Source organism: Bacteroidales bacterium MB20-C3-3 (genome assembly GCA_035609245.1).
Taxonomy (GTDB): Bacteria; Bacteroidota; Bacteroidia; order Bacteroidales; family UBA932; genus Bact-08.
The window spans coordinates 157,930-180,964 of the sequence record CP141202.1 but is presented as its reverse complement, the minus strand read 5'-3'; the positions used below and the strand labels follow the sequence as shown (position 1 = coordinate 180,964).

Genomic DNA, 23,035 nt, shown 5'->3' with positions numbered 1-23,035 from the left:
TTTACTGCAGTTGTTCTGTTAATTGCTTAATTATATATGCCGAATATTTATGTTCATACAAAATCTTGTACATAGCCTCTGCAATGGGCATATGTATTTTATATTTCTGGTTTATTTCATAAATACATTTAGTACCATAATAACCCTCTGCAACCATATTCATTTCGTGCTGTGCAGATTGAACTGAGTATCCCTTACCAATCATAGAACCAAAAGTTCTGTTTCTGCTGAATTGTGAATAGCATGTTACAAGGAGGTCGCCAAGATATGCCGATGTAGATGTATGCCTGTTTTTATCAGGATGACTGGCATGCAGAAAATCTCTCATCTCATGAAAAGAGTTAGTGATTAATACAGCCATAAAATTATCACCATAACCAAGTGCGTGACATACACCTGCAGCTACAGCATAGATATTCTTAAGTACTGCAGCGTACTCTACTCCGTAAATATCTGTTCCCGGTATAGTTTTTATATAACTACAGGCAAAAATATCACACAGATTACGAGCAACCTCAATATGCTTGCTTGAAAGAGTTAAATATGAGAGTCTCTCCATAGCAACCTCCTCTGCATGGCAAGGACCACTTACAACCCCAATTCTGCTGAAAGGAATTTTGTGATTTATATGAAAATACTCCGCAATAGAAATATTATCAACCGGAACCATACCCTTAATGGCTGTAATAATGAATTTATTATCAAGAATACATTTGATATTGACAGCCATATCCATAAAATAGGCGGAAGGAATTGCGAATAACAGTACATCAGCATTACAGATAACCTCGTTTATATCTGTTGAGAGTTCAAGTCTTTTAGGATCAAATTGCACCGCCTGCAAGTAAAACGGATTGTGACCTGTACTCTTTAGAATATCAATTGACTCCTCGTCTCTGATATACCATGAAATCTTCTCCTGATGATTGAGCAGCAGCTTTGCAAGCGCCGTGGCCCAGCTTCCACCTCCTATAAGAGCAAAGCGCAGCCCCTCTCTCTCCAAAATATTTTCCATTTATTATTGAATGTGAATTAATTTGCAACAAATCATTATACAAATATACCTATTTTGCGACACTTCTTAAATAATTCTTTTACTTTTGCAATATTCAATAAGAGAATTAACAATATGACTTTAAATACATTATATACAAAAGCCCTCTCTCTCACTAATCTCACAATAGATGAAGGTGTAAGGCTTTTTAACGAAGCTCCCCCTTTTCAACTTTTTTCACTGGCTCAGAAAATCAGATTTGCAAAAATACCGGAAAAGAGAGTAAGCTGGCAAATTGACCGTAATATAAACTACACAAATGTCTGTATATCCGGGTGCCTCTTTTGCAATTTTCACTGTAAACTTTCAGATAAAGAGAGGTCATACACAATTAATTCTCAAGAGTTAGAAGAGAAGATAAAACATCTCCGGCAACTGGGAGGCGACCAGATACTTCTTCAGGGAGGGCTTCATCCGCACTATGACATATCATATTACGAAAAACTTTTAAAAACAATAAAATCCATTGACCCTTCGATTAAACTTAATGCCTTTGGCCCTCCTGAAATTTCGCATATTGCCAGATTAAGTTCTCTTACAATAGAAGAGACCCTCACAAGACTTATAGATGCTGGTTTAAACACTCTTCCGGGTGCCGGCGCCGAAATCCTGACAGATCGGGTAAGAAAACAGCTATCTCCTGGAAAACCAACCACTTCACAATGGTTAGAAGTTATGGAGATTGCTCATAAAATGGGACTTGGAACAACTGCTACAATGGTATACGGACATATTGAGACTATTGAAGAGAGAGTTGACCACTTAATTAAAATCAGAGATCTCCAGTCAAAGCGTCCAAAAGAATCACCCGGCTTCAGAGCATTTATATGCTGGCCAATGCAGACAGAAGGCACAAAGCTTGTCGAAAGATATGAAACCCGCGAGATTTCAATTGTAGAACATCTTAAGATGGTAGCCATAAGCAGGATAGTGCTTAATAATATTGCTCATATCCAGGCATCCTGGCTGACAACAGGAAGAGAGACGGGAATGCTTGCGCTTCATTCGGGAGCAGATGATATGGGATCAATCATGATTGAAGAAAATGTAGTCTCTTCTGCAGGAGCCGAGCATAAACTGGATTCGGCTGAAATGGTTAATACAATAAAAGAAGCTGGCTTTGAGCCTTGGCTGCGAGATCAGGATTATAACCCCAGGGTATTAACAACTTCAACAATATAACCTTCATCTTTTTTGAGTAAGGGCTCCTTGGAGGCCTCTACAGCCAGAGTATCGCATCTTTCATTTTCCGGATGCCCTGCATGACCTTTAATCCAAACGAACTTCACTTTGTGTTTTCTGTAAATTTTCAAGAATCTTAGCCACAAATCGCTGTTTTTTTTCCCTGAAAAATTTTTTGCCTCCCAACCAAAAAGCCAACCTTTATTAACAGCATCACAAACATATGATGAATCTGAATAAACAGTCACCTCAGAACCAGCTTTGCGAAGAGTCTCAAGGCCTGTAATTACAGCAAGAAGCTCCATTCTGTTATTGGTAGTCAATTCAAAACCTCCGGAGAGCTCTTTTCTGTGATGTCCACTCTTAAGGACTACTCCATATCCTCCCGGACCGGGATTACCCCTGGATGCACCATCTGTGTAAAGCTCAATCATTGCCTCTTGAAGCAGGTATTTCTACTTTAAGCGGATTCTTTCTTAACTCCTCATACTCAATTCTCTTTCTGAAAATGTCAACTGCACTATATATTGCGTTTAAGATAGAGGTATGATTTGCAATGTTTTTTCCGGCAATATCGTAAGCCGTTCCATGATCAGGAGAGGTTCTGACAATTGGTAATCCCGCTGTATAGTTTATACCATCATCAGGAGAGAGAGCCTTAAAAGGGATTAAACCCTGATCGTGATACATTGCAAGCACAGCATCAAATTTATTTATTGAAGGGGATGCAAAAAAACCATCCGGAGCAAATGGACCAAATACAAGATGCCCCTCCTCTTTTAACTCTGCTATTGATGGCCTGATTATTTCAATCTCCTCACTGCCAAGCATACCCTCCTCCCCTGCATGAGGATTGAGAGATAAAACCGCAATCTTTGGATACTCAATACCAAAGTCCCGTTTTAGAGAATCTATCATCAGTCTGGCCTTTTTTGCAATCTTCTCCTTTGTAATATTTTGAGGAACCTCGCTTACAGGTATATGATTTGTAACAACGCCCACTTTTAGTGATGAAGATATCATAAACATCAAAGAGTCCTCTTTTTGGAACTCTTTAGTAAGATACTCAGTATGTCCCGGAAAAATAAAGCCATCACTTTTCATAGATGCTTTATTAAATGGTCCTGTAACCAGAACATCAATCTCTCCGTTTTTTATATGGTTAATCGCTTTCTCAAGAGATAGAAAAGCGCCTCTTGAACTCTCTGTGGTTGATCTTCCTGGCTCTGCGGTAACACTTTCAGGAACACAATTGATTATGTTTACCCTTTTATGATGAATTTCAGATGGGGCTGAGATAACATTTGGGACAATACCATCTGCATCATTTATCTGTTTTTTATAATAACCAAATAGTTTAGAGGAACCGTAAATTACAGGAGTGCAAAGTTCCAGTATTCTGGCATCTGTAAGTGCTTTGATAATTACCTCGTATGATATACTGTTACTGTCTCCCTGGGTTATTCCAACTACGATTTTATTGCTCATAATATGTATCTCAACAAATTTGACGCAAGATACAAAAATCTGTCAAGATTATTAACTTTGCGATATGCCTGGTATTCTTGAAAGTGACATAAAATTCCTCAGTGGTGTTGGTCCAAGAAGAGCCACCCTTTTGGAGAAGGAGCTAAATATCAAAACATTTAGTGACATGCTCTATTTTTTCCCTTTCAGATATATTGATCGCAGCAGAATCTATACAATCAGCGAAATTGAACCCTCTATGAGCTATATTCAACTGAGGGGGAAAATTTCCAGAATTACTCTGCTTGGTGAAAAAGGGCCTGCAAAAAGACTAGTTGCAACACTGACAGACCCTACTGGTGCCATAGATCTTGTCTTCTTTCAAGGAATTAAATGGACAAAAGAGAGGCTTAAAACAAATCATGAATATATAATATTTGGGAAACCTACAATTTTTAATCAAAGTCTTAACATTGTCCATCCAGAGATTGACTCCGTTAACGAAGAGAACCCGTTTTATATAGGGAATATGATAGGAGTCTACTCCTCGACAGAGAGACTCAGAAGCAGCGGACTGGGGAACAAGGTTATTGCAAGAATGCAAGCCACTCTTCTCAAGCAATGTATTGAGGGAATACAGGAGACTCTTCCAGAGAATATTTCAGCCGAAAAAAAATTAATGCCGGTAAAAGAGGCTCTTCAGATGATTCATTTTCCTTCTGACATGAAAAAACTTGCATCTGCTCAATTCAGATTCAAGTTTGAAGAGTTGTTCTATCTCCAACTCTCATTACTAAGGCAAAAAAGTATAAGAGAGCGAAATGCAAGGGGTATAATCATGCACAAAGTTGGAGACTTCTTTAATAAATGCTATAACAATATCCCCTTTGAACTCACTAATGCACAAAAAAGAGTTATTCGTGAAGTTCGTGAAGATTTCAAGTCAGGAAGACAAATGAATAGATTGCTACAAGGAGATGTTGGTAGCGGTAAAACAATGGTTGCATTACTGTGTTCACTTCTATCTGCTGACAGCGGATATCAGTCTTGTATAATGGCTCCAACTGAAGTCCTTGCTAATCAGCATTATAACAACTCTGCTAAACTTTTAGAAAATACCGGAATAAAGACAGCACTCCTGACTGGTAGCACTAAAGCAAAAGAGAGACGAGAGATAGCTGAAGGGCTAACCAATGGCACAATACATTTACTCTTTGGCACTCATGCACTGATTGAAGAGAGTGTCCAGTTCAGAAATTTAGGCTTTGCCGTAATTGATGAACAGCACAGATTTGGTGTTGAACAAAGAGCAAAGCTATGGAGTAAAAACAGCGATACTCTTCCCCATGTCCTTGTGATGACAGCCACCCCTATACCGCGCACACTTGCAATGACTCTTTACGGAGACCTTGATGTTTCAGTAATTGATGAACTACCTCCGGGAAGAAAAAGTATAAGGACAATACACTCAACCGAGTCATACAGGAAAAAGATTTACGAATTCATGAAAGAGGAGATTTCAAAAGGGAGGCAAATCTTTATTGTATATCCTCTTATCAATGAGAGCGAGACGCTTGATTATAAAAACCTTCAAGAGGGATACGAAAACATTATACGCGAGTTTCCTGCACCTGAATATGTAACAGCTGTTGTTCACGGCAAGCAAAAAAATGAAGACAAAGCATACGATATGGAACTTTTTGCTTCAGGTAAAGCAAACATTCTGGTATCAACATCTGTTATAGAGGTTGGAGTTGATGTGCCTAACGCCTCAGTTATGATGATAGAGAGTGCCGAGAGGTTTGGTCTCTCTCAGCTTCATCAGCTTAGGGGAAGAGTGGGAAGAGGAGCAGAAAGCTCATATTGTATCCTGATGACAGGACATAAACTAACAAAAGAGTCAAAACAAAGGATTGACCTTATGTGCTCCACTCAGGATGGATTTGAGCTGGCTGAGGCCGATATGAGAATGCGCGGTCCGGGGGATATAGAGGGAACTCAGCAGAGTGGACTTCCTATAGATCTTAAGCTGGCAGATCTTGCAAAAGATTCACAGATACTGGAGGAGGCAAGAAGAACTGCTCTCTCTCTCCTGGACTCTGATCCTTTTATTGAGAGACCGGCAAATCAGATGCTTCGCGATAAGTTAGCTAAACTCAGAGGTGCACAGGAGGATTTCTCCAGAATTAGTTAAAAATTTTGACAACATACAAAAAATGAAATACATTGGCACACATGTAAGCTCATCAGGGGGAGTGGAAAACTCTCCGGTAAATGCAAATAAAATTGGAGCAACTGCTTTTGCACTATTTACAAAAAATCAGAGGCAGTGGGTTTCGGCACCTCTGTCACAAAAAAGCATTGAAAATTTTAAGAGTAAATGTCTTGAATTAGGATATAAACCATTCCAGATTCTTCCTCATGACAGTTATCTAATTAATCTGGGACATCCTGAACAGGAGGGGCTTGATAAATCAAGAGCTGCTTTTCTGGATGAGATGCAGAGATGTGAACAACTTGGTCTTGACAGACTAAATTTTCACCCTGGCAGCCACCTTGGGAAAATATCAATTAGTGAATGTCTCTCCAGAATTGCTGAATCTATTAACATTACACTTGACAAGACCAGAGGAGTTACAGCTGTGATTGAGAATACAGCCGGTCAGGGGAGTAATCTTGGTCATACTTTTGAACAGATTGCCGAGATAATTGATCAGGTTGAAGATAAATCAAGAGTTGGTGTATGTATTGACACATGTCACTCATTTGCTGCAGGATATGACCTCTCAAACGAAAGAGGATTTCAAGAGGCCTTTGAACATTTTGATAAAATTGTTGGATTTAAATATCTCAGGGGGATGCATCTAAACGATGCAAAAAAAGGTCTCAACTCCAGGGTTGACAGACATGACTCACTTGGTAAAGGCCAGCTGGGCGAAGAGACATTCAAACTATTAATGAAAGATCCAAGATTTGACAATATCCCGCTGATACTTGAAACCCCAGACGAGGAGATCTGGCCAGAAGAGATTGCTCAGCTCAAAGGCTGGAGCATTATATAAATGACTAAAGCCATGAAAATATTATCTCTATTATTGATTTTTATAATTTTCTCAAGCACTATGGACTCACAGAATATGAAACCGCTTACAGAACAGGAGAAAAAAATTATTATCCATAAAGGGACTGAAGCTCCCTTTACGGGGAAATTTTACAAACATGAGGAGAAGGGAACCTATATCTGCAGGCAATGTGGAAATCCACTTTACAATTCAACATCAAAATTTGATGCTGGATGCGGCTGGCCAAGCTTTGATGAAGAGATCCCGGGTGCAGTAACCAGAAAACGAGATGCAGACGGAATACGGACAGAAATTGTATGTTCAAATTGTGGAGGGCATCTTGGTCATGTTTTTTTGGGTGAAAGATTCACTTCTAAAAACATACGCCACTGTGTAAACTCTATATCAATGGAGTTTCTTCCAATGAAGAGAGAGAGAGCAATTTTTGCAGGAGGATGTTTCTGGGGTGTAGAGCATCTTCTGAGGAGCCTTCCGGGAGTAATCTCAGTAGAGAGCGGATATACAGGAGGGAGTCTCTCAAATCCAACATATGAAGAGGTTAGCAGTGGCACAAGTGGTCATGCAGAGGCTGTTGAGGTTATTTATGATGCCTCTCTGATAAGTTATGAAAAACTTACTATGCAATTCTTCGAAATTCACGACCCTACCCAGGTAAACCGTCAGGGACCGGATATAGGGACACAATACAGATCGGAAATTTTTTACACTTCCGAACAACAGAAAGAGGTTGCAAAATCTCTAGTTGAAAAGCTTAAGACAAAAGGGTACAGAGTTGCAACAAAGATTACTAAAGCAGAAAAATTCTATCCTGCAGAAAAGTATCATCAGGACTACTATTTGAGAAAGGGGACACAGCCATACTGTCATACCTATACAAAAAGGTTCTAGCCTGTTCGTTATAAATTCTTATATTTGCGCACAAATTTTCGCAAATGAAGGATCTTACACAGGGGAAAGAGGGAAAACAAATTTTACTCTTTGCCATCCCCATGTTTATTGGTAATATTTTTCAGCAACTATACAATATTGTAGATAGTATTGTCGTTGGGAAATTTGTGGGGTCAGTTGCTCTTGCTGCGGTTGGTGCCAGTTTCCCCATCCTGTTCACACTTTCTGCACTTGTAGCAGGAATTACAATTGGAGGATCTGTACTTGTTTCACAATATTTTGGGGCAAAAAATTTAAAAAAAGTTAAAATAACTTCAGATACTCTGCAGATATTTCTGCTTATAAGCTCTATTATACTTACAATTATTTTTTTCATATTCAGTAAGCCCATTTTTCAATTTTTATCAATTCCTGATGAGGTATTACCTGACGCAGTAAGATATTTTGATATTGTAATAGTAACAACCACGCTCCCCTCCTTTATGCTTTTTGGGATTTCAGCCATACTAAGAGGTGTTGGAAACTCTCTTACCCCAATATATTTTACCATTGGTTCAATTATACTCAATATGATACTTGACCTTCTCTTTGTGCTTGTGTTCAATTGGGGAATTGAGGGAGTAGCTTGGGCAACGGGAATATCATCTGTTTTGGCTTGGCTGGCTCTATGGTATCACCTGAATAAAAGAGAGGAAAACATAATAAAATTTAATCTTAACTGGAAAAAATGGGAATTTGACTGGGATAACTTCAGGCTCTCTTTAAAAATCGGTCTTCCGTCCGGAGTTCAGCAAACCTTAGTCGGGCTGGGAAATATGGCACTTCTCGGCATAGTATCTCCCTTTGGAGTAGCTACTCTGGCGGCCTATACAGCGGCGGGAAGGGTAGATATGTTCGTATCAATGCCTGCAATGAATCTTGCAGCTGCTCTCTCATCATTCGTTGGTCAAAATCTTGGTGCAGAAAGATTTGACAGGATAAGAAACGGATTATGGGCAACCCTTAAATATTCGACAGTAATATGTATTTTTCTTACTCTTATTGTTGTCTTCTTTGGAGAAAACATAATGCATCTCTTCGTTGATTCAGGGTCACCTTACTATGATGAGATAATAAAGACCGGTAAAGAGTATTTGATAATAGTAACATCATTCTACATCCTCTTTACAACAATGTTTGTGGTAAATGGAGTAACCAGAGGAGCAGGCGCCACATTTGTTCCTATGCTTATAACAACATTATCATTATGGATTATAAGAATCCCTCTTGCCTACATTCTGTCAGACTATTTTGGGGCAAAAGGGATTTGGTGGTCAATCCCGGCCGGTTGGACAATCGGATGTATTGGAGCAATACTTTACTATAATTCAGGCCTTTGGAAAAAGCACAGGGTAAAGACAGCAATGAGTTAGAAATTGTTATTGAGCCCAGGTTGATTTAAGACCCACAGTTTTATTATAAACCAGCTTATCAGGTGTTGAATCTGAATCTTTAACAAAATAGCCATTTCTTTCAAACTGGACGGCAATTTCAGAGATATCCTCCTTAAGCGAAGGTTCGGCATATCCTCTCTTTACCACAAGGGATTCAGGATTCAAAAAATCTATGTAGCTCTTATCTTCAGGAATTGAATCCATCTCAGCTTCAGTGAACAATCTGTCAAAAAGTCTCACCTCAGCCTCAATTGCGTGAGAAGCGGATAGCCAATGAATTGTACCTTTAACAGATCTCCACTCTCCGGTTCCGGGTCTGCTTTGAGGATCGTAAGTACAAATAATTTCAACAATATTGCCCTCTGAGTCTTTAACAATCTCTTCGCATTTAATTATATAAGAGTACTTAAGTCTCACCTCTCCTCCCGGCTTTAGTCTGAAATATTTTTTTGAAGGGATCTCCATAAAATCCTCTCTTTCAATAAACAGCTCCCTAGAGAAAGGGACATCCCTGAAACCTGCTTCGCTATTTTCCTGATTTACCGGAGCTTTAAAAATCTCAGTCTCTCCCTCAGGATAATTTGAAATGGTTAGCTTAACAGGATCGATTACAGCCATATATCTGTTGGCTCGTTTGTTAAGATCCTCTCTGACACACCACTCAAGCAGTGAAAGGTCAATAATATTGTCCCTTTTGGCTACGCCAACCTTATCGGCAAAGAGCCTAATGCTTTCAGGAGTATACCCCCTTCTTCTCAAACCACATATAGTAGGCATTCTTGGATCGTCCCAGCTTGTTACATAACCATTTTTCACCAATTCAAGAAGCTTCCTTTTAGACATAACTGTATATGTAAGATTGAGCCTGGCAAACTCATACTGTCTTGACGGAAAAATCTCCAGCTTTTCAATAAACCAGTCATAAAGCGGGCGATGAACATCAAATTCTAGTGTGCATATTGAGTGTGTGATCTTCTCTATTGAGTCACTCTGTCCATGTGCGTAGTCATACATTGGATATATGCACCAGGAGTCACCTGTTCTGTGGTGATGAGTGTGAATAATTCTGTATAATATTGGATCCCTCATTAGCATATTGCTGTGAGACATATCAATTTTTGCTCTGAGAACCCTCTCTCCATCACCAAACTCTCCATCTCTCATTCTGCGGAAAAGATCAAGGTTCTCTTCTACAGCCCTATCTCTCCACGGACTGGGTATTCCGGGACGAGTTACGGTACCCCTGTTAATTCTTATCTGCTCCTGAGTCTGATCATCTACATATGCAATACCCTTCTTAATCATAAGAACAGCCCATTCATAAAGCTGCTCAAAATAATCGGAAGCATAAAACTCACCTGCCCAATCAAAGCCGAGCCATTTAACATCCTCTTTTATTGAATCAACATACTCTACATCCTCCTTAGTGGGATTAGTATCATCGAATCTAAGATTTGTCTTTCCGCCATATTTTTTTGCAAGTCCAAAATTGAGACAAATACTTTTTGCATGTCCAATATGCAGATATCCATTGGGTTCAGGAGGGAAGCGGGTTAATATTGATTTATGTTTTCCCTCTTGCAAATCCCTCTCAACAATCTCCTCAATAAAATTAAGTTGTCTCTCCTCTGCCGCAGCTGCCTTTGTCTCTTCCATACTATTTAGATTTTGAACCGCAAATATAAGATTTCTTGCGTAACTTTGCGAAAGGTTAACTCAAGATAAAAGTAGATACAATGCTTAAATCAATGACAGGTTTCGGTAAAGCCGATACAATTACTTCAGTGGGAAAGTTCACAGTTGAGATTCGTTCAGTCAATGGAAAAAACGCAGACATTAATCTCAAGACTCAATTTATTCCAAGAGAGAAGGAGATTGAAACAAAGCAACTACTTTCAGCAATGCTAAGCAGAGGTAGCATAGATTTATACATATCTCTGGAAAGTTCTGTTGAAAATACCGGAAAGCATCTGAATAGAGAGATTTTCAAAACTTACTGGTCTCAAATTGAACAACTGGCATCTGATATGAATATTCCTGTCAGCAAAGAAGATCTTCTTCCTATTGTACTGAAGATGCCAGATGTAACTGAACCAAGAAAACCTCTTGAAACAGACTCGTTCTGGTCAGATTTATCGGATTGTATCAAAAGAGCAGCACTTGCAATGGATGAATTCAGATCTTCTGAGGGGGCTAAACTGGAGATAGAGATAAGAGAGAGAATAAATAATATTCTGTCATCACTGTCGTTGACTGAGAAGCTGGATTCTTCAAGAAATGAATCTGTCAGAAACAAATTATTAAGCAGATTTGAAGAGTCCGGACTCATGGCAGACCAGAACAGATTTGAACAAGAGATTATTTACTACCTTGAAAAACTTGATATAACTGAAGAAAAGGTTAGACTTAAACAACACTGCGAGTACTTTATTCAAACAATTAAGACTGAATCAATGCCAGGAAAAAAACTTGGTTTTATAGCTCAGGAGATCGGCCGGGAGATTAACACTCTTGGATCTAAAGCAAATCATGCAGAAATTCAAAGGCTGGTTGTTGAGATGAAAGAGGAACTCGAAAAGATTAAAGAGCAGACTCTTAACATATTATAAAATATCATATAGTTTTTTGCAACTTTTTCAAGTAAGGGGTCGTCTATATTGCAGAAAAAAAATGCAATTAATAACCCATTACAATGAAAACAACAATTTCAAATTTTTCACTAGCCATTTTGATGGCCTCAGCATCTCTGACTGCATATGCAGCAACTGATGCACCTTATGTTCAAAACCCTAAATATAGTGCTGATATACTTGTTAAAGAAGCCTTTAGCAAAATATCCAGGAACTATTCTAATGACGAATCACTTGTCTCAGCCTATTACAAAGAGAATGTTTCAAAGAACAATCAAACAATCTCTTTAAACGAAGCTTTACTTGATATCGAAAAGGCTTCATACCTCAATGGTAAAAATGACAAGATTCTTGTAAAGAAAATAAGAAAGAATGAAACAAATATGCCGGAGCCTTTGAAATTTAAACTTCAGGGGGGCCCTGTCCATATAGCAAAACTTGATGTTGTAAAACACTCACTCCCGGGATGCGATAATAAGAAAATTGAAGATCTATATACATTTGAATACGACACTCCTGTTGAACAAGATGGAAAGATAATGTATGTTGTAAAGTTTGATCAGAAAGTAGCTTGTTATGAAATACTTTACAGAGGGAAAATTTACATTGAATCTGAATCCCGCGCTATCTCCAAAGTAGAGTTCAATATGAATATTGAAGATAGAGGAGATGGATACCTCTCATTTATTAAAAACAAACCATCTCATATTAAGGTAAAAATTACCAATGCCAAATATGTAGTTGGATACAAAGAGTATAACGGTAAATGGTACTATGACTTTTCAAGATCAGATGTATCCATGCAAGTAAGAAACAAGAAGACAGGTACAAACAATAACTTTTGTATCACATCAGGGCTGGTTGTTACAAGTTATAACCCTTTAACAACCACCCCTCATGGAGAACTAATTAAAGCATCTGAGATACTCGCAGATAAAAAAATCAACGGAGAAGAGTCTCTGATATGGGAGCTATATGACGAAATGATGCTTCTTGCAATGCTTTAATCAAAAAGATTCTTTAACCAAAATGATCTTGTAGCCTCTCTGTCGTGAATTGACTGAGCTCCTCTGTAACCATGCATTCCTCCAGGATAAATCATAAGTTCAAATTGTTTGCCGGATCTCTGAAGTGCATCAATTAACTGGAGAGTATTCTGAAAATGAACATTATCATCTGAAGTTCCGTGAGTAATATACAACCTTGAACCAGACTCACTTCTGTACTTGGAAACCTTTCCCAGTACAGATGTGTTTTTATAACCCTCCGGATTGGCTTGAGGAGTATCCATATATCTTTCTGTATAATGAGAATCGTAAAGATGCCAGTCATAAACACCACCTCCTGCAACTCCAAATCTAAAATATTCAGCTCCTTCTGTTAATGCAAGAAGAGTCATTGTTCCTCCGTAAGAGAAGCCGGTTATGCCGATTTTTTCCTTATTAACAAATGGAAGCGAGTGCAAATACTTCGCCCATAGTATATAATCTTCAATCTCCTGCTTACCCAGGTTTCTGTGGATGAAATTTAGACCCTCCTTTCCACAATGACCGGAAGCTCTGTGATCAATACTGATTTGAATCACACCCTTTTTATACCAGAATTTTGTCTCATCAGACGGGTTCCTCCATGTATCCATTACTGTTCCGGAATTTGGTCCGCCATACATATTGACAATAACCGGATATCTCCTGTTTTTATCCATATTTTCAGGCCAGATAACGGAAGCCGGTAATCTGTAACCATCTTCAGTTGTTATAAATAGCATTTCAGCTATTGGAATTTTTGACAAATCTGCCCCTTCAGCAGCATCCTGAATTACAATGTGCTCTCCCTCCTTTACAACTCCTTTTTTTGAAAGAGATACAACTATAGTTGATGTTGGATCAGAAACTGATGACACATTGGCAACATAATGCTTTTTATCTGGAGATAGAATTACAGATGTAAAATTCCAGCTCCCTTTAGAGAGTCTTTTAATCTCTCTTTTATTCATACCCTTATTCCAGCTTAGTTGATAAAAGTCACCTCTCTCTGATGTCTCTCTTCTTGAAGTAAAGTATAAAACTCTCTCTTGTTCATTAAAATCTGTAAACCTAATACCCCAGTTTTTCCCATCTGTGAGTTTTATAAGTTTTTTTCCGTCATAACTTTGGAAGTATATTTGCTCCCAAAGTTCAAAGTCTCTTACAAAATAGAAACCCTCATTCCCGAATCTAACCTCCTCAAGCCAGTCAATCCAGCTATTCTGGTGCTCTTTATAAACTACTCTCTTTTCTCCACTAACCTTTTTCACAGAGTAAAGAACAAAATTACTCTGATCTCTGTCCATCCACTGAACCAGAAGTTCGTTGGAATTACTATTCCAGTATGGAGTCCCAAAATATTGATCCTCATTATCATTAAAATCTCCCCATATTACACCTCCTGCATCAACATCTGCAAAACCGATCTTCACACGAGGATTTTCATCACCTGCTTTAGGGTATCTTGTTTGAACTATTTTTCCATGTTTGCCTGATGCCTCGTAAATTGGGAACATCGGAACATTGGTATCATCGAATCTCATAAATGCAATTGACTTACTATCCGGAGACCACCAAAAAGCTTTATATCTGGATGGTCTGCCAAGAATCTCTTCGTAATAGACCCAAGAGGCCCAGCCATTCATTATAAGTTCAGTGCCATCAAAAGTGTAACGCATCTCCCCTGCTCCATCAATAGCAATAGAATAAAGATCATTCTCTCTGGTAAAAGCAATCCTTTTTCCATCTGGTGAAAGTTCCGGATTCCTCTCTTCATAAGATGTTTTTGTAATTATGCTTTCAGCTCCGTTTTCATCTGAATATACTATATCACCATCTTTAATAAAAACTGTAGCCCTCTTTACCTCTGATGGTTTCTCCACTTCAGCAGAAACTCCTGTAATAATATTATACTCTTTGTAAATACGCTTATCTTTATCAAAGCCTGCCATTAAAAGAGTGGAATTATCTTTCCACGACAAAACCATAGATAGTTGCTTAATATCCTGCGCATTAACATGCACAATAAAGATAATTGCCAACAATGTTACGATACTCTTTCTGATAAAATTCTTCATAATTGAATGTTAAGTTTTTCTAAAAAATGAGTCTTTAAAGTTAACAAAATAGATTTTCTCTGTAGCTCTGGTCATAGCAGTATATAGCCATTTTAAATCATCTATGGTTAGTTCATCACTCCAGAACGGATTATCCACAAATACGGAAGACCATTGTCCACCCTGAGATTTATGACAAGTAATTGCCGAAGCAAATTTAATCTGCAATGCATTAAAATATTTATCCTCTCTTACAGCCGCAACTCTTTTTCTTTTAGTTTTAATATGATTGTAGTCCTCCATAATCTGTGTGAAGAGCTCCCTCTGCTGATCTGATCCCAGAGAGGCAGTCTCACTTTCCAGAGTATTAAGAATCACCTTTGCCTTTATCTCCAAATTATTATAATCCGGAAATGAAAGAACAGCATCAGCAAAAGTTAATCCGTACCTCTCTTCATAATTAGAAATCTTCACCAATTCAGCCACATCTCCGTTAGCTATAAAGCCAATGCCCTGAGCATCCTCTAAAAACTGATAGCAGTTTTTAACAATCATGAGTTTATCCCCCCTGCTTAAGCGCTCCTCTCTGAAGAGCACAGTGGATCTTATCCCTTTATTATACCTGTTTGCCCTTTTATTTGATCTGCATAAAACAAGTGTTTCGTCTGCTCCCCATTTACTAAAAGAGCTTTCCAGCTCCTCCAGAAGATCACCCCCAGAGATTCTGACTATATCATTAAACCCATTCAGTTCAAATTGTGGAATTGAGGAGTCCTCTTTTTCAATCAACTCCCTTATTAAGGTTGCATTATACAAAATTCCGGAACTCTCAGCCTGCCTCACAACACTCCTTAACCGGGAAAATATTATATGACCGTATCTTTTCATTGAATCAACATCGAGTGCCTCAGAATGGTTGAGTCCAACAGGCGGTAACTGAGCAGAGTCTCCTGCCAGAATAAGCTTATTACCCTCTCCGCTGTATACAAACTGGATCAGATCGTCTAAAAGATGACCTGATCCAAATGAAGAGGTATCGCTATAATTTGAGATTAATGAGGCCTCATCCACTATATAAACAGTTTCATTGCTAAGATTTACATTGAGTGTAAAGAGGCCTATCCCGTCACTCATTGATTTCTGTCTGTAAATATGTTTGTGGATAGTATATGCTATTCTGGATGTGTATCCGGATAATACTTTTGCGGCCCTTCCTGTTGGTGCCAGAAGTACATACTTTCTTTCAAATGACTCTAATACCTTAACAAGGGATGACAAAACCGATGTTTTACCCGTGCCGGCATAACCATTAACAACCATAATCTCTCTTGAGGAAGGCAGAGAGACAGCACCGGGAGAGAGAATGAAATCTGAGAGAGTTTTTATAAGATCAGACTGGCAAGATGTGGGTTCAAAGCCGAGCCCTTCAATCATTTTGTTCTCCAGAAAATCAGCAAGTGACATATGTTTATCTTTTTCTGAAGACAAGAACAATTAATAACATTGAATAAATTTCAACACGACCCAAAAGCATCTGGACAGAGAGGACAAACTTCCCCAGTGCAGGTATTTGTGAATAATTACCAAGAGACCCAACACTCCCAAACCCCGGGCCAACATTTCCCATATTAGCAGCAGATGCGGTAAAAGCATCAAAGAGTTCTACTCCTAGGAATGTTAGAATTACAGTTACAATAAAGACAATAAATAGATAGAGAACAATAAAAAGTGCTGTAGAGGTTACCATCTCTTTATCAAGAGTATGCCCTCCCAATTTAACAGAGACAATTGCATTCGGGTGAATCTGTTTTTTAATTTGAGCTTTGAAAGCCTTGTAGAAAATCAATACTCTGTCAACTTTTATACCACCCGATGTGGATCCGGAGCAGGCACATTGTAAAGTAAAATATATTAGTAGAAGAATTGAAAAGGAGGGCCAGATACTGGAGTCTGCACTTGCAAATCCTGTCGTTGTACCCACAGAGATAACCTGAAAGAATGCGTGTCTTAACGCATGAATCCAGTCGGTTTCAATACCGGCAAATTTAATATTTAAAGATACTACTAATGATACAATTATGATAGAAGAGAGATAAAACCTGACAACAGGTGACCTCCATAATGATTGCACTTTTCCTGTAAAGGCAGTATAAAGAAGTCCAAAATGCATCCCTGCAAATAGCATAAAAACCATCACTATAATATCAATAGTAACTGAATCATAATAAGCAAGAGATAAATTTTTAGTACTGAAGCCTCCTGTCGCAATAGTTGAAAATGAATGACATACAGCATCAAAAAGAGACATTCCGGCAAGGTTAAGAAGGATAGTTTCAACCACTGTCAATCCCAAATATACTGTAGAAATGACCCTTACTGTCTGCTGTGCCCTAAACCTGAAATTATCCTTTGATAAAGATGAAATTTCAAATTTGCTCAACATTCTTGAAGATGAAATTGATGGAAGAATCAATAACATAAAAAGAACTACCCCCATACCTCCAAGCCAGTGTGTGGAGGCTCTCCAGAATAAGAGCCCTTTAGGAAGTGCCTCTACATTAACCAGAATTGTTGCACCTGTGGTAGTGTATCCCGATACACTCTCATACCAGGAGTTAATAATTGAAAATTCTCCACCGTATAATATATAAGGCAGCATACCAAAAAGGCAGGAGAGGATCCATGAGAAGACTACTATTACAAGTCCCTCCTTAGCGTTGATTTCGCCTGATTTATGGACAAAGATAAGTGGAAATGATGCAACCACAGAGGTTACAATTCCACTTAGAATGAGAGGGGAGAATGAATCATCAACTCCATAGAGAATGGAAACAGCAGCTGAAATGAACATAAATATTGCATTCAGCAAAAGAGCCAGGCCTATATTTCTACTGACTAATTTGAGGTTCATTCTCTGGATTTTTTCATGTTTTTATGTTCGTCAATCAATGTTTTTATTTCACCATTTAAATCCTGAAGTTCATCATCGTTATCAAAATGGACATTGTAACTTTTATTAAACTCCTTATAGCTCTTTAATCCTCTAGAAATCAACAAAAGTGGTGAAATAAAATATAAATTGATAAAGTAATTAAAAAGAAGAACAAGTAGTATTCCTGCAGCAACAGCAATTACACCCGGCATAATACTCCGGTAGAATCCCTCCTGAAGTTGATCTGTATTCTCGGCAAGAGCTCCCTGTGTTAAGAGGCCAAGTTCACCTTTGTATCGCCTTAGATTAGAATAGGCCGGCACCAGTTCATTTGAGTACCACTTCTCTCTTCCTGCTTTATTAAGAGTCATTATACCGGAGGCCTTTCCAATAACCTCCAGATAGGCCGAGTAAGCGGATGACAGAGAGTCGGCAACAGAGGCTTCAGCTGAAGAGACGAATTTCTTCTTTATGTTAGAGATATAACTTTCAAATCTGTTATCGTACACAATCTTCTCTGACTTCATTGTTGAATCCAGAATCACGCTGCTCAGCAACATAAAATTATACTCATCAGTCAGTTCAAGAAGGAGTCTTGAAGTGTTGATACTGTTTATATTGTCTGTCATAAGTGCGGCAACTGAATGTCGCATTCTGTTAAATTCAAAGATGGCAATCAAGCTTGAAAGAAACAGAATGGCTCCAATGACAACGAAACCAAGAGAGATTTTCTTTCTTATTCCCATAGTTTAAGTTTTGAAAACAAATATATGAAAAAAACAAGGGCGGCTATACGAAAGCCACCCTCATTAAATTTTGAAATCTGAAAACTACTTGACAGTGGCCATGTGTGCCAGCATATCCAGTACCTTGTTTGAATAACCCCACTCGTTATCATACCATGAAACCACCTTCACAAAATGAGGGTTTAAGGAAATACCAGCCTCAGCATCAAAAATTGATGTGCGAGGGTCTGTTATAAAATCAGTTGAAACAACAGCATCTTCAGTGTAACCAAGGATACCTTTAAGTTCACCCTCTGAAGCCTTCTTCATGGCTGCTTTAATCTCATCATAACTTGCAGGTTTTTCAAGACGGCAGGTAAGGTCAACAACTGATACATCAACTGTAGGAACTCTGAAAGACATACCTGTAAGTTTACCGTTCATCTCCGGAAGAACTCTGCCTACAGCTTTAGCTGCACCTGTTGAAGAAGGAATTATGTTAGCACCAGCTGCACGACCGCCTCTCCAGTCTTTAGCAGATGGTGCATCAACTGTTTTCTGAGTGTTTGTTGCAGCGTGAACTGTTGTCATTAGACCTTCAATGATACCAAAATTCTCATTAAGCACTTTTACGATAGGTGCAAGACAATTTGTAGTACAAGATGCATTGGAAACAAACTGTTCGCCGGCATACTTCTTATGATTAACTCCATATACGAACATTGGAGTATCATCCTTAGATGGGGCAGACATAATAACTCTTTTTGCACCTGCCTGAATGTGAGCTTCACATTTCTCTTTTGTCAAAAAAAGTCCTGTTGACTCTACAACATATTCTGCACCAACTTCACCCCATTTCAGATCAGCCGGATTCTTTTCAGCAGTTACTCTGATTGGGAATCCATTTACAATAAGTTTCCCGTCTTTAACTTCAACATCTCCCTTAAAACGACCATGAACTGAGTCGTATTTAAGCATGTATGCCATGTAGTCAACATCTATAAGGTCGTTGATAGCAACAACCTGGATATCATTTCTCTCCTGGGCAGCACGAAAGACAAGTCTTCCGATACGGCCAAAACCGTTGATCCCTACTTTAATTTTACTCATTTTGTTTAAAATATTTTTGGTTTGATAAAACTTCAAAAGAATTTCGGCACAAAGTTACAAAAAATAGAACTTATGCAAAATCGTGCCAAATTTATTAACTTTGTGGATTGTAAGGACAAATATATACTCATCTTTTTATGGAGACTACAGGAGAAAAGCTTAATATACTGATAACTAATGATGATGGAGTAAAATCAAAAGGGATTTCTGCTCTTATTGATATGATGAGACCATATGGTGATATTACAGTCGTAGCGCCATTTGAGGCAATGTCAGGTATGTCAGCAGCACTTACTATAGGCAAACCTTTAAGGCTTACAGAGCTGAAGTCAGAAGAGGGGTTGAAGATTTTTGCATGCAGCGGTACGCCTGCAGATTGTGTAAAAATGGCTATGAATCAGCTTTTTTCATCAAATCCTCCACATCTTCTTGTTTCAGGAATTAACCATGGATCAAATGCTTCGGTTGCCTCTCTCTATTCAGGGACACTTGGTGCCGCTGCTGAAGGGACAGTCTACGGAATTCCCTCTGTCGGCTTTTCTCTCTCATCTCATCACAGAGATGCAGATTTCTCCGCTTCAATTCATTACGGGAAAATTATAATTGACCAATATTTGAAAAATCCTCCAAAACCTGAGATTTTCTTAAATGTAAATTTCCCGGACAAACCATTGAACTCCATAAAGGGGATTAAATTCTGTCATCAGGGAAAGGGTCAGTGGATAAAAGAGTTTGAAGAGAGAACAGATCCCTATGGGTTCCACTATTACTGGATGACTGGAGAGTTTTTTAATCTGGAGCCTGATAACAGGGAATCTGATCATAATTTGGTTGAGGATGGATACATTAGCATTGTTCCTCACAAAATTGACACAACAGATTACTCAGAGGTGGAGAGATTATCCGGGCTCTGGGAAATGTAATGAACTTCTAAATAAACCAATATGCGTTATTACCTCATTGCGGGGGAGGCGTCCGGGGACCTGCACGGCTCCAATCTGATGAAAAGTCTTCTTAAAGAAGACCCTTCTGCTGAATTCAGATTCTGGGGCGGTGATTTGATGAGATCTGTTTATGATGGTCTTGTTAAACACTATAGCGATACTGCCGTAATGGGTATAGTTGAAGTTCTTTCAAAACTTGGAAAAATAAGAGAAAATCTTTCACATTGTAAAAAAGATATTCTGGACTGGAAGCCTGATGTTATTATCTTAATTGACTATCCCGGTTTTAACCTGCGTATTGCAAAATTTGGAAAAGAGAGAGGTTTTAGAGTATTTTACTATATCCCGCCCAAAGTCTGGGCCAGAGGGGAATCGAGAATTGAAAAACTAAAAAGGTACACTGATAAAACATATATAATATTTCCCTTTGAACAAGAGTTCTTTAAAGGCCATAATATGGATGTTAAATATTTTGGGAATCCATTATATGACAGCATAATATCAGACAAAGCACTTTCAGAATCCAAAGAGGAATTTACCTCTCGTCTTCATATTGATAATAAACCCACTATTGCTTTGCTGGCCGGGAGCAGAAAACACGAAATTTCATATCTTCTTCCCAAGTTAAGAGGGCTGGAGGATGATTACCCCGAATATCAGTTTTTACTTGCCGGAGCCCCCTCGATAGAGCCATCATACTACCAGCAATATCTTAGTGGCAGCAGAATAAAACTCTTTTTTGGAGAGACATACTCCATTCTTAAACACTCTGATGCAGCAGCAGTATCTTCAGGTACTGCCAGCCTTGAGTGCGCAATAATTGACACTCCTCAGGTTGTTTGTTACGGAATGAATCCAGTAACTGTATGGCTTGGTAAATTAATTATCAAAGTAAAATACGCAAGCCTGGTCAATTTAATTCTTGACAAAGAGCTTGTAAAGGAGCTCCTTCAATGGGATTGCACTCCTGAAAACATATCGGCAGAAATTGGAAAAATCCTTATTGGAAGAGACAGAAAGAGGATTCTATCGGGATATAAAAGAGTAAGAAAATTACTTGGTGGTGAGGGAGCCTCTGAAAAAGTGGCTAAATCTATGCTAAAAGAGATAAAATCTCATAAAGAGGACAATCTTTTCTCGGCTATTCACGAAACCCCTATGGGAAGGCTAAAGCTAATCTGTGACGATTCAAATCTAATCGGAGTAGAATATGTTGGTGAAGATGAACAAAACCTCTCTGAGGAGACAAATCGCTCTCACCCCATATTGTCTGAGACAGCAAGACAACTTGACGAATACTTTCAGGAGAAAAGAGAGAATTTTGAACTCCCTGTAAAATTAAACGGGACAGAATTCCAAAAAAGGGTATGGCATGAGCTAAGTAATATACCATACGGAGAGGTAAAAACATATGGAGAGATCGCCTCTATAGTTGAATCCAGAGATGCCAGCAGAGCTGTAGGATTAGCATGTAAAATGAATCCCCTTTTAATTGTAATCCCTTGTCACAGGGTTGTTGGTGCAAATAATAAACTTACTGGTTTTGCAATTGGAATAGATAAAAAGAGCTATTTACTGGAATTGGAAAAAGCATATTTAACAACAGATAATAACCTCTTTCAAGAAGAGGAGAAAAAATGATGAGAATAACAGCATATAAATACCAGGCAACAGGTAATGATTTTGTTATCCTGGATAACAGAGAGGGCCAGCTAGAACTGACCGAAAGTCAGATTAAACATCTTTGTGACCGCAGATTTGGAGTTGGAGCAGATGGATTGATGTTGCTCAATAGAAGTAAAAAATACTCATTTTCAATGGTCTATTACAACGCAGACGGAAGAGAGGGGACTATGTGCGGAAACGGAGGACGCTCATTAGTGGCTTTTGCAGCACATAAGGGAATTAAAGATTTTACTTTTGAGGCTGTTGATGGTATTCACGAGGCAGAAATTATTAAATACTCACCTTCAACCTGCATAGTTAAACTTGGCATATCTGATGTAACAAGCGTTAAGGACTACTCCCCAAAAAGCTATATGTTAAATACAGGATCACCACATTTGGTGATTTTTGTTGAGAATGTAAGTGATTATGATGTAAGAGAGCAGGGGAAGCTTTGGAGACACCACCCCCATTTTCCGGGAGGCACTAATGTTAACTTTGTTCAGGGAAGCTGGGGCAGATTCAATATACCAAAATTTGATGAGGAGCAGGAGCAGAGAATATCAGTAAGAACATACGAAAGAGGTGTTGAGGACGAGACCCTCTCCTGCGGAACCGGAGTAACGGCATCGGCTATTGCTCATCATAAACTGCTTACCAGAAATAAGTTTTCATACAGTAAAGTAGATATTAAGATCCCTCAAACTGTAAAGAATATTATTGAGACCAAAGGAGGAGAGCTAACTGTAGAATTCACATATACTGGAGAGGATAACTATACAGACATTAAACTAACCGGCCCTGCAACTTATGTTTTCAGTTGCGTAATTGAGTGCTGAA

The 23,035-nt window shown here is 38.6% G+C and carries 19 protein-coding genes; 10 read left to right on the top strand and 9 right to left on the bottom strand.

Annotated features, from left to right (window positions below; translation table 11 throughout):
- Position 1: 1 nt before the first annotated feature.
- On the bottom strand, positions 2 to 1,003 hold the full coding sequence (locus U5907_00830) for an NAD(P)H-dependent glycerol-3-phosphate dehydrogenase (GenBank protein ID WRQ34069.1): 1,002 nt from the start codon (positions 1,001 to 1,003) through the stop codon (positions 2 to 4).
- Between the two features lie 126 nt (positions 1,004 to 1,129).
- Between U5907_00830 and mqnC the strand changes: the two genes are divergently transcribed.
- Positions 1,130 to 2,236 carry a cyclic dehypoxanthinyl futalosine synthase gene (gene mqnC / locus U5907_00825; protein WRQ33205.1) on the top strand — a complete coding sequence of 369 codons (1,107 nt, stop codon included), beginning with the start codon at positions 1,130 to 1,132 and terminating at the stop codon, positions 2,234 to 2,236.
- Here the strand turns inward: mqnC and rnhA are convergent.
- Positions 2,200 to 2,670 (bottom strand): ribonuclease HI, encoded by a 471-nt coding sequence (rnhA, locus tag U5907_00820; GenBank protein ID WRQ33204.1) that lies wholly within the window; start codon positions 2,668 to 2,670, stop codon positions 2,200 to 2,202. The two genes, mqnC and rnhA, sit on opposite strands and share 37 nt — an antisense overlap.
- Positions 2,663 to 3,724 (bottom strand): 4-hydroxythreonine-4-phosphate dehydrogenase PdxA, encoded by a 1,062-nt coding sequence (gene pdxA, locus U5907_00815; protein WRQ33203.1) that lies wholly within the window; start codon positions 3,722 to 3,724, stop codon positions 2,663 to 2,665. The genes rnhA and pdxA overlap by 8 nt, the downstream gene beginning before the upstream one ends.
- Before the next feature lie 64 nt (positions 3,725 to 3,788).
- Here pdxA and recG point away from each other — a divergent pair, with 64 nt between their 5' ends.
- Genes recG through U5907_00795 form a run of 4 tightly spaced genes read left to right on the top strand, consistent with a single transcriptional unit; the run spans position 3,789 to position 9,086 of the window.
- Positions 3,789 to 5,897: an ATP-dependent DNA helicase RecG gene (gene recG / locus U5907_00810; GenBank protein WRQ33202.1), complete on the top strand. Its 2,109-nt coding sequence runs from the start codon at positions 3,789 to 3,791 to the stop codon at positions 5,895 to 5,897.
- 22 nt (positions 5,898 to 5,919) lie between these two features.
- Complete coding sequence (gene nfo, locus U5907_00805) at positions 5,920 to 6,765, top strand: deoxyribonuclease IV (protein ID WRQ33201.1); 846 nt, start codon at positions 5,920 to 5,922, stop codon at positions 6,763 to 6,765.
- A 12-nt stretch (positions 6,766 to 6,777) separates the two neighbouring features.
- On the top strand, positions 6,778 to 7,674 hold the full coding sequence (locus U5907_00800; GenBank protein WRQ33200.1) for a bifunctional methionine sulfoxide reductase B/A protein: 897 nt from the start codon (positions 6,778 to 6,780) through the stop codon (positions 7,672 to 7,674).
- Positions 7,675 to 7,718: 44 nt separating this feature from the next.
- On the top strand, positions 7,719 to 9,086 hold the full coding sequence (locus U5907_00795; GenBank protein ID WRQ33199.1) for an MATE family efflux transporter: 1,368 nt from the start codon (positions 7,719 to 7,721) through the stop codon (positions 9,084 to 9,086).
- Positions 9,087 to 9,092: 6 nt separating this feature from the next.
- Here the strand turns inward: U5907_00795 and U5907_00790 are convergent, their stop codons facing one another.
- On the bottom strand, positions 9,093 to 10,763 hold the full coding sequence (locus U5907_00790) for a glutamine--tRNA ligase/YqeY domain fusion protein (protein WRQ33198.1): 1,671 nt from the start codon (positions 10,761 to 10,763) through the stop codon (positions 9,093 to 9,095).
- A gap of 80 nt (positions 10,764 to 10,843) precedes the next feature.
- Between U5907_00790 and U5907_00785 the strand changes: the two genes are divergently transcribed.
- Both U5907_00785 and U5907_00780 read left to right on the top strand, forming a co-directional pair.
- The gene (locus U5907_00785; GenBank protein WRQ33197.1) at positions 10,844 to 11,716 is read left to right on the top strand and encodes a YicC/YloC family endoribonuclease; all 873 of its coding nucleotides are present in this window, start codon (positions 10,844 to 10,846) and stop codon (positions 11,714 to 11,716) included.
- Between the two features lie 83 nt (positions 11,717 to 11,799).
- Positions 11,800 to 12,744, top strand: a complete 945-nt coding sequence (locus U5907_00780) for a hypothetical protein (GenBank protein WRQ33196.1) — start codon at positions 11,800 to 11,802, stop codon at positions 12,742 to 12,744.
- On the opposite strand, the gene U5907_00775 is transcribed toward U5907_00780, so the two are convergent.
- From U5907_00775 to gap, 5 genes are all read right to left on the bottom strand, one after another.
- Positions 12,741 to 14,840 (bottom strand): DPP IV N-terminal domain-containing protein, encoded by a 2,100-nt coding sequence (locus U5907_00775; protein WRQ33195.1) that lies wholly within the window; start codon positions 14,838 to 14,840, stop codon positions 12,741 to 12,743. The genes U5907_00780 and U5907_00775 overlap by 4 nt on opposite strands.
- A 9-nt stretch (positions 14,841 to 14,849) precedes the next feature.
- The gene (locus U5907_00770) at positions 14,850 to 16,283 is read right to left on the bottom strand and encodes an AAA family ATPase (protein ID WRQ33194.1); all 1,434 of its coding nucleotides are present in this window, start codon (positions 16,281 to 16,283) and stop codon (positions 14,850 to 14,852) included.
- Positions 16,284 to 16,287: 4 nt separating this feature from the next.
- On the bottom strand, positions 16,288 to 17,730 hold the full coding sequence (locus U5907_00765; GenBank protein WRQ33193.1) for a potassium transporter TrkG: 1,443 nt from the start codon (positions 17,728 to 17,730) through the stop codon (positions 16,288 to 16,290).
- Complete coding sequence (locus tag U5907_00760) at positions 17,727 to 18,497, bottom strand: hypothetical protein (GenBank protein ID WRQ33192.1); 771 nt, start codon at positions 18,495 to 18,497, stop codon at positions 17,727 to 17,729. The genes U5907_00765 and U5907_00760 overlap by 4 nt, the downstream gene beginning before the upstream one ends.
- 84 nt (positions 18,498 to 18,581) lie before the next feature.
- A complete protein-coding gene (gene gap / locus U5907_00755; GenBank protein ID WRQ33191.1) occupies positions 18,582 to 19,586 on the bottom strand; it encodes a type I glyceraldehyde-3-phosphate dehydrogenase in 1,005 nt (334 codons plus the stop codon).
- A gap of 137 nt (positions 19,587 to 19,723) precedes the next feature.
- On the opposite strand from gap, the gene surE reads away from it, so the two are divergent.
- The 3 genes from surE to dapF are packed head-to-tail and all read left to right on the top strand — an operon-like array spanning position 19,724 to position 23,034.
- Positions 19,724 to 20,509, top strand: coding sequence for a 5'/3'-nucleotidase SurE (gene surE / locus U5907_00750; GenBank protein WRQ33190.1), 786 nt, complete (start codon positions 19,724 to 19,726; stop codon positions 20,507 to 20,509).
- Between the two features lie 21 nt (positions 20,510 to 20,530).
- Positions 20,531 to 22,171 (top strand): lipid-A-disaccharide synthase, encoded by a 1,641-nt coding sequence (gene lpxB / locus U5907_00745; protein WRQ33189.1) that lies wholly within the window; start codon positions 20,531 to 20,533, stop codon positions 22,169 to 22,171.
- Positions 22,168 to 23,034 carry a diaminopimelate epimerase gene (dapF, locus tag U5907_00740; GenBank protein ID WRQ33188.1) on the top strand — a complete coding sequence of 289 codons (867 nt, stop codon included), beginning with the start codon at positions 22,168 to 22,170 and terminating at the stop codon, positions 23,032 to 23,034. Before lpxB ends, dapF begins: the two co-directional genes overlap by 4 nt.
- Position 23,035: the final 1 nt, after the last annotated feature.